4 protein-coding genes and 1 tRNA gene are annotated in these 8319 nt (G+C 53.4%); 1 reads left to right on the top strand and 4 read right to left on the bottom strand.

Annotation, left to right across the window (positions count from 1 at the left end):
* Positions 1-292: 292 nt before the first annotated feature.
* The 4 genes from EHW56_RS07445 to EHW56_RS07430 form a co-directional block, all read right to left on the bottom strand.
* A tRNA-Ser gene (locus EHW56_RS07445) sits at positions 293-383 on the bottom strand.
* Between the two features lie 139 nt (positions 384-522).
* A complete protein-coding gene (gene fabV / locus EHW56_RS07440) occupies positions 523-1725 on the bottom strand; it encodes an enoyl-ACP reductase FabV (protein ID WP_152794846.1) in 1203 nt (400 codons plus the stop codon).
* A 212-nt stretch (positions 1726-1937) separates the two neighbouring features.
* The gene (locus EHW56_RS07435; protein ID WP_046073474.1) at positions 1938-4238 is read right to left on the bottom strand and encodes an acyl-CoA dehydrogenase; all 2301 of its coding nucleotides are present in this window, start codon (positions 4236-4238) and stop codon (positions 1938-1940) included.
* A gap of 165 nt (positions 4239-4403) precedes the next feature.
* Entirely contained in the window at positions 4404-5090 is a 687-nt protein-coding gene (locus EHW56_RS07430; protein ID WP_077668201.1) for a TetR/AcrR family transcriptional regulator, read from the bottom strand.
* Between the two features lie 499 nt (positions 5091-5589).
* On the opposite strand from EHW56_RS07430, the gene EHW56_RS07425 reads away from it, so the two are divergent.
* Complete coding sequence (locus EHW56_RS07425) at positions 5590-8310, top strand: DUF2339 domain-containing protein (RefSeq protein WP_152794844.1); 2721 nt, start codon at positions 5590-5592, stop codon at positions 8308-8310.
* Positions 8311-8319: the final 9 nt, after the last annotated feature.

Below are 8319 nucleotides of genomic sequence, written 5' to 3'. Positions count from 1 at the left end.
TCCTTTATTTTCACTCATTTTAATTAATAAACATGGTACAACGCACGGTTTTAAGCTTTAATTGATAAATAAGTCATTAAATCGATAGCCCAGGCATGGCGCGGATCTTCATGCGTTTTCCCTGGCGGCGTCCAAAAGGCCTTACAGGGCAATTTTTTGTGGGCTAGGTTATCAGACGCTTGGCAGTGTGTTTAGGCAAAGGGGTCTAAAATGTTGGTGGGGTCAGAATTTAGAAATTTGTGGGGGTATAAACGGAGAAAAGCCGCTGACTAAGCAGCGGCTTTTCTTTGTGTGGCGGAGAGATAGGGATTTGAACCCTAGAAGGGCTATTAACCCTTGCCGGTTTTCAAGACCGGTGCTTTCAACCACTCAGCCATCTCTCCGGAACGCGGCGTATATTATTGGGTTGGGGTTGGTTTGTAAAGTAAAAAACCAACATTCGCGGTGCGTTTGGTTAGCTTTCAGCCAATAAAAAAGAGGCCAGCGTTAGGCTGACCTCTTTTGGGTGTTTGCTAGGCGGTTTTAGATGTTTTCGACATCAAATTCCACTACCGGGCTCACGTCTGCGTCGTAGTCGACGCCTTCAACGCCAAAGCCAAATAGCTTCAAGAACTCGGCTTTGTATTCGTTGTAGTCGGTCAGCTCAGTGAGATTCTCTGTGGTGATCTGTGGCCACAGGTCGCGACAGTGCTGCTGAATGTCCTCGCGCAGCTCTAGATCGTCTAAACGCAGGCGACGCTCGCTATCTACCTCTGGATCGCTGCCATCGGCTTGATACAGGCGCTGAGTGAACATGCGATAGATTTGCTCCATGCAGCCCTCATGGACGCCTTCTTCGCGCATTTTCTTGAACACCATGGCGATATAAAGCGGCATCACCGGGATCGCTGAGCTGGCTTGGGTGACCACGCTTTTGAGTACCGCCACGTTGGCGCTACCGCCTTTGGCGGCAAGTGTTTGGTTTAGCGCGTTGGCAGCACGGTCTAAGTCCATTTTCGCTTTACCTAGCGCGCCTTCCCAGTAGATTGGCCAGGTAAGCTCTGTACCAATGTAGCTGTAAGCGACAGTTTTGCAGCCCTCGGCAAGGACACCGGCGTCATTAAGGGCGTTGATCCAAAGCTCCCAGTCTTCGCCGCCCATTACGGTAACAGTGTCTTGAATTTCTTGCTCGGTGGCTGGTTCAACACTGGCTTCGATGATTTCATCTTTGTTGGTGTCTACCGCGGTTGAGGTGTAGGTCTCACCGATAGGTTTCAGTGACGAGCGCACCAGCTCGCCGCTGTCAGGTAGCTTACGTACTGGCGAGGCCAGCGAGTAAACCACCATGTCGATTTGACCAAGATCTTGTTTGATGAGCTCGATGGTTTTTTGCTTGGCTTCATGCGAGAAAGCATCGCCGTTCAGGCTTTTTGAATACAGGCCTTCTTGCTTGGCAAACTTGTCGAATGCGGCTGAGTTGTACCAGCCTGCGGTGCCAGGCTTTTTCTCAGTGCCTGGTTTTTCAAAGAACACGCCAATGGTTGCGGCGCCGCCGCCAAAGGCTGCCGCAATGCGTGAGGACAAGCCATAGCCGCTGGAGGCACCCACAACCAGTACACGCTTAGGCGCATTCGCAATCGCGCCTTGCGCTTTGGTGTAGTCAATTTGCTCTTTTACGTTGGCTTCACAACCAACAGGATGTGTCGTCGTACAGATAAATCCACGAATTTTAGGTTTGATGATCATATTCAACGTCCCTCACAAAATTGAGGCTAAGGATAAATACTAACGCCTGCCTATGCATCCCCTTTTAAGGAAAAAGGGCAAAAATACCCAGTGGTTGGAGGTGTTGCAGGCAAGAATAGTGGGCAAGATCTCAGCATTGTGGCCCCAAGTGTCAGCGCCAATAAAAAAGCGCCTGCGAGGTGCAGACGCTTTCTGGCGCAAGTTAGCGACCTTTATGCCGCTTTACTTGGATTGGGCTTGGCAATGGCACCGCCTTCTAACTGGCTGGAGGTAAACCATTCGGCTTTAAAGTCATCCACTTGTACCGCATAAGCACGCAGCGCATCAGCCTCTAGCAGTTTGTCACGCGCTTCGGCAGTAATAAGGTTTTGCTCAACCGCTTGTTGCGAGCGATCCGCCAAGCTGGCTTTGCCGTCAATCTGCTTGGCTTTCACCGCCTTGATCAGGGCTTTTTCGGTGTCACGACACGCCCACATTGCGGTAAACGCGCGCTCCATCACCGCCACCGGATCGTCGGCTTTGTCGCCCACATAGCATAAGTGCGTCCAACGGTCGCGCTCTGCGCTCGGTGTCATTAACTGCTCGGCAATCTGATTAAGCAGCTTGTCAGAGGGCATTTTGTAGTGCATGCCGAGCGGGAACAAGAGCACACGTAGGCTGCGGCCCACCCCTTTGGCAGGGAAGTTATTAAAGGCCCCATCAAACGCTTTGGCACACTGGGCTAGGCAATATTGCAGCGCATAGTGCACCATCGGCAGATCTTGGCTCGGACGGCCTTCATCTTCGTAGCGCTTCAACGTTGCCGACGCCATATAAAGATGGCTCAGAACATCCCCCAGACGCGCGGACAGCATTTCTCGGCGTTTCAGCTCACCGCCAAGAGACAACATTGCGACATCGGTGGTCACCGCCAGTGCACGACTCATGCGGGTAAGGTGACGATAGTATTTAGCCGTCTCGCCACTCACCGGCGCGCGGTTGGTCAGCGATCCGGTCAGCGCGTTGACCAGCCCCATCACACTGTTTTTAGTGGCATGGCCAATGTGTTTAAACAGCAATTTATCAAACGCTTGGGCGCCGGCCTCTTGGTCTGGGTTCGCCGCCGCTTCCATCTCTTTAAGGACGTAAGGATGGCAACGGGTCGCCCCCTGACCAAAGATCATTAGGTTGCGGGTAAGAATATTCGCGCCTTCCACCGTGATTGCCACCGGAATACCAAAGTAATGATGGCCAATGTAGTTTAGGGGCCCCAACTGAATCGCACGACCCGCGTGCACATCCATCGAGTCATTCAAGATGGTGCGCGCAATTTCGGTCATGTGATATTTGGAAATCGCGGTGATGATCGCCGGTTTTTCTCCCTGATCAAGCGCGGTGGTGGTCAGGGTGCGGGTCGATTCAATTAAGTAGTTCAACCCGCCCATGCGGCCTAGGGCTTCTGCTACCCCTTCAAAGCGGCCAATGTGCATACCAAATTGTTTACGCACATAACTGTAAGCGCCTGTGGTACGGGTGGCGAGATGCCCTACCGCCGTCCCCAGTGCGGGTAACGAGATCCCTCGACCGGCTGACAGACACTCCACCAGCATGCGCCAACCGCGGCCAACGTAGTCTTTACCGCCGATGACCCAATCAATCGGAATAAATACATCTTCACCCTTGGTGGTGCCGTTCATAAATGCCATGTTGAGCGGGTTGTGACGATCGCCAATTTCAACGCCAGGGTGTTCTGCAGGGACCAGGGCACAGGTGATGCCAAGCTCTTTTTTGTCCCCCAGCAGACCGTCTGGATCGCCCAGTTTAAACGCCAAGCCCACCACGGTCGCCACGGGGGCCAGTGTAATGTAGCGTTTGTTCCAGCTTAAGCGGATCCCTAGCACTTGTTCACCATTGTGCTCACCCATACACACCACGCCGCGGTCTGGAATACTCCCAGCATCGGAGCCTGCTTCTGGGCCAGTTAAGCCAAAGCACGGCACTTCACGGCCATCGGCCAAGCGTGGCAGCCAATAGTCGCGCTGGTCTTGGGTACCATAATGGGTCAGCAGTTCACCCGGCCCCAGTGAGTTAGGCACCATCACGGTCACCGCTGCGCTTAAGCTACGGGTGGCAATGCGCGATACGATGGTAGAGTTGGCAAGCGCCGAGAACGCGAGGCCACCGTATTCTTTGGGAATGATCAGCGAGAAAAAGCGCTCTTTTTTCAGATAATCCCAGACTTCTTCCGGCAGATCTTTTTGCTCTTGGACAATTTTAAAATCATCCAACATCGCCAGGAGGGTTTCTAGCTGGTTATCGATAAACGATTGCTCTTCCGCGCTTAACGCCGGCTTGCCATATTGGTGCAAGGTTTTCCAGTTCGGTGATCCGGAAAACAGTTCACCGTCCCACCACACACTACCGGCTTCCATCGCTTCACGCTCAGTGGCGGATAACGGTGGCAGCACTTTTTTGAAGAAAGTAAACGCTTTATCACTCACCAGTGAACGACGTAATGAAGTTTGAGAGCTCATGATTCAGGTCCTTTTGTTGATCATGGTTGCACTCTTTTTGCTGTTATTGTGCGACCAGAACGGGTTTTTACATTGCACTTCACGCACCGTGATACACCTGTCGCTGCGCTGAGTGGTTCAAATAAGCGGGACGCATCGCACCTCGCTTGATGTGTTTTGATTGCCCTACTCCGCTTGTGACTCCGTCGCGAAGGCGAGCACTTGCCCCTGCTGTGCCATTGCCGCGGGTTTGGCGTTCATCCCTGCTGCTAGATACGGAATTAAGCGGTCAACGATCGCTTCAGTATCAAGGGTGCGACCAAAATCGTTTTCGGCAATATCACGCAACGCTTCGCTGGACGCCATGGTGAAAATGGCCGCCCCAAGGGTGAAGTGTAAATGCCAAAACACCGCCTCTGACGTCAGTGCGGGGTTGGCTTTGCGTACCGCTTGGTTAAACAGCGACAGCACGTGTTCGTAACGGGTGGTGATAAACCAACGTAAATGGCCTTGTACATCGGTATAACCGCGGCCAATCAGTTGCATAAAGGTGGCTGCACCATGTGGCCGATACGCATCAAGCGCAAGCACTGGCTGTTTTGCGCATAAGAACACTTGTTCCATCGTGCAATCTGGTCGCACTAAGAGCGCTTGCAGCTGCTCACCGAGCGCTGGCATAAACGCTTCGAGGTAGCGTCCGAGCACGGCACGCACCAGTGATTTTTTGTCGCCAAAGTGATAGTTCACTGAGGCAAGGTTAACGCCAGCCTTGCTGGTAATCGTGCGTAACGACGTTTCTTTAAACCCGTGCTCGGCGAAGAGCTGCTCCGCGGCATCCAGAATTTTTGCTTTGGTGTCGCCTCGTCCTGCCATTGTTCATTCACCTGTATTAAACGCTTGTTTAACTTTATACCCAGACATGGATTTTAACAAGCCTGAAACACACACGCATCGCATGAGTAACATCACATTATTGAGTGATTTCGCCGAGACAGCGACCAAGTGGGTTTACACCCACGTTTGCTGCATGACCGTATATTGTTTGGTAAATCGTGATGACGTTTTGCGCGCTTGGCTGACTATGTAACGCGTTGAATAAAAATGGTTAAGCAGCCAGCTCTGCCACGCTCTCAGCCATGGCTGTGCTTTTTTTGAACAAAAGTGGGAACCCATTCGCATTTCTGGTAGTCACACCTTGTGCCACTGCTTTTTCTAGAAGACTTTTCTTCTATGCCCACTCGCCGTTTGCTTGTGGGCTTTTTTATGCACTTGCTCCCAAGTTTTGACTTTTCTTGTCGCGATTACGCCAATTCATTCGGCCTCGCTGTACAGTGTGCACGCATTTAGTGACAGCGGGCTTGGTTAACGCGATATGGAATCCTTACTCCTCTTGGTGTTTGTCGCCAGTTTGGTGATGCTCATTGGTGGTATTTGTGGCCTCTGGGCCCTATTCAAAGTCAACGCACTCAATCGAGAGCTCTCGGAGGTGCGCCATACCCTTTCCCAGTTGCAATCGAAAGCGGACGCTGACGCTGACGCAATGCCGACGTCCACTCATGCCAACCTCACGGCTGAGGCTCACACAGAGCCGGTTGAGGCTGGCCGCGATACAGACGCGGCTATGGTATCGCGTGATAGCCACCCATTAACGCAGGAAGCGCTTGCCACATCGACCCAGCATGCGCCATCTAACACAGAGCCCAGTGTTGCAGAGCCAGTCGCAACCAACTCCGCCCATACCGCCTCTGACGCGCAACCATCAGGCGATAACCGTCATCGTCTCGCTTGGCTTGAGCGCGCGAAACAACAGTGGCTGGTTTGGAGTGGCGCCGGTATTTTTACCCTCGGCGGACTTTTCTTAATTTCCTACCTGATCAGTGAAGGTTATTTTCCTCCTTTGGCTCGTCTTGGCTTGGGAGCGCTGTTTGGCGTCGGCTTGATTGTTGGCAGTGAATGGCTACACGATAAGTTGCGCCGGTATACGCAAATTGATTGGCCGAGCTATGTGCCGGCTGCGATTGCGAGCGCGGGCTTTATCAGCTTGTTTGGCCTGACCTTGATGGCGGCGACGCCCTATCAGTTTATTGCCGAGCCAGTCGCCGTCGTGATGCTGGCGCTGATCTCGCTCGCTGCCACCTTCTACGGGCTTAGATTTGGTCCGTTACTGACCGTTGTCGGGCTCATCGGGGCGTATGGCGCGCCATTGTTCTCTACCAGTGCCACCCCCAGCTACGGATTGCTCGCCAGTTATTTCTTGCTCGTCGCTGCCGCCATCACCTATGTGGCTCAGCGCGTCGAGCGCCGATGGCTATGGTATAGCTTGTGGGGGGTGCACCTTGCTTGGCTGTTTGCTTTTGCGCATTTTTCGGTGCCATTGCTTATCGTTACCGGGTTTGCCCTCGGCTCTGTGTACCTATTAGTCGCGGTGCCAACGTTGGGGTGGTTACTCAAACCAACATCTGACGCGCCACTGTCTTGGCGCACCCTTGTCGATATTCGAGCTTGGCACCATCACGCACTCGATACTTGGCTGATGCTGGCAATAATGTTTATTGCCTCTACTGCAGCGTTTTCTTTACCGTTTACGGTCGGGATGCCATTGATGGCCGCGTTGGTGGCATGGCTTTATCTCGCGCCGCTTTTCTCCGCACGCTGGGATGCGTGGCCGGTGCTGGGCTTAGCTTGGGTCGCCCTCTGGTTATGGTTCGGCGATCTTGCCCGCGACCCGCTTGCCCAGCAGGTTGGCTTGGGGATGGGTGTCATTACCCTGCTCTATGGCTTAGCCCTAGGTAAACGGTCACCGCAACGTATCCATTTTATCTGGCTAGCGTGCCTAGCCACGCCCTTCATGGTGAGCCTTAATGCGAAGGTGACAGGCGCGTTTTGGGGCGGAACGCTTGCGTACGCGTCTAGCGCACCGTTATGGGCGGCTTGCCTCGTCGGTGGCGGCGCGGTGTTAGCGGCCTTTACTCGTCATTTTAAAGGTACCGATCAGGCCCATGTTCTGGCTCGATTGAGCCTGTGGTGTGGCGTCAATGCCCACCTGGCGCTCGCGTTAACGTTGCTGCTGAGCGATTACGCTCTGACCTTGGCCTTGACCGCGCAAGCAGTGGTGATGCTTTGGCTCACCCATCAATACCGGATATCGCTCGCCAATTGGGTGATCCAAGCACTGCTCAGCGTGGTGCTCGCGCGCGCGACCTTGTTATTGCTCTCCACCCATCATATGGCATCACTGCCAGACACATTATGGCTTTATCCGTCGCTTGGGCTGTTGATTTATGTTGGTCAGCGCTGGGTCCAAAACCACACACTGCCCGCTTGGCTCACTGGCGCACAACTGCAACTCGCCGCGCTGTGGCTCACAAGTGCAACACTGTGGCTATGTGATCTTCAAGGGCTGACCAGCGTGATGTACTCGATTTCTGGCGCGGTGGTCATGAGCATGAACTGGTTATTATTGGCGTGTGTGTATCTTTATCGTGCTCGCGCCGCGCAGACGTTCGCGTTTTTGTACCGTATCGGCGGCATCGCCCTCTTAGTCTTAAGTGCACTCACCCAATTTATTCTCTTTTTCGAGCATAACCCATACGTTGAGAGGGTCTCGATTGGTGACTCGCCACTTGCCAGTTTACTCTGGCCTTGGTGGGGCGTTCCTTTGCTCGCGTGTGTGTGGTTAGCGAAATGGGGATATCCATCGCTACCCTTGCCAAAAGCCCGAGTGCAAACAGCGGCCAGCACCTGTGCCGCGGTGTTTGGTTTTTTGCTGGTTAACGGTTTGATCCGTCAGACTTGGCAAGGCGATACCATTGCCCTGTCGCAATTGACCTCACATGCAGAGCTGTATACCTACTCATTGGTATGGTTGGCAATAGGGAGTTTGAGCTTGCTGGGTGGCTACTGGCAGCAATCGGTACGGGTACAGCAGGGCGCAATGGCGGTGTTGGCGCTAGTAATCCTAAAAGTGTTCCTGGTTGATATGGCAAGTTTAGAGGGGCTGATGCGAGCATTGTCCTTTATTGGCCTTGGGCTTTGCTTGGTGGCGTTGGGTGGATTGTTCCAATGGCTCAAGCAACGGCAATGGGCCGCCTAACCGGACGTC

This window comes from Salinivibrio sp. VGrn1, assembly GCF_009377995.1.
GTDB classification, from domain to species: domain Bacteria; phylum Pseudomonadota; class Gammaproteobacteria; order Enterobacterales; family Vibrionaceae; genus Salinivibrio; species Salinivibrio siamensis.
Note: the sequence above shows the minus strand (reverse complement) of the source record. Positions and strands in the feature narration are given on the sequence as shown.

Excerpts from the sequence above, each read along its gene's own strand:
- fabV (WP_152794846.1), bottom strand. The coding sequence starts at position 1,725 with ATGATCATCAAACCTAAAATTCGTGGATTTATCTGTACGACGACACAT.
- EHW56_RS07435 (WP_046073474.1), bottom strand. The coding sequence starts at position 4,238 with ATGAGCTCTCAAACTTCATTACGTCGTTCACTGGTGAGTGATAAAGCG.
- EHW56_RS07430 (WP_077668201.1), bottom strand. The coding sequence starts at position 5,090 with ATGGCAGGACGAGGCGACACCAAAGCAAAAATTCTGGATGCCGCGGAG.
- EHW56_RS07425 (WP_152794844.1), top strand. The coding sequence starts at position 5,590 with ATGGAATCCTTACTCCTCTTGGTGTTTGTCGCCAGTTTGGTGATGCTC.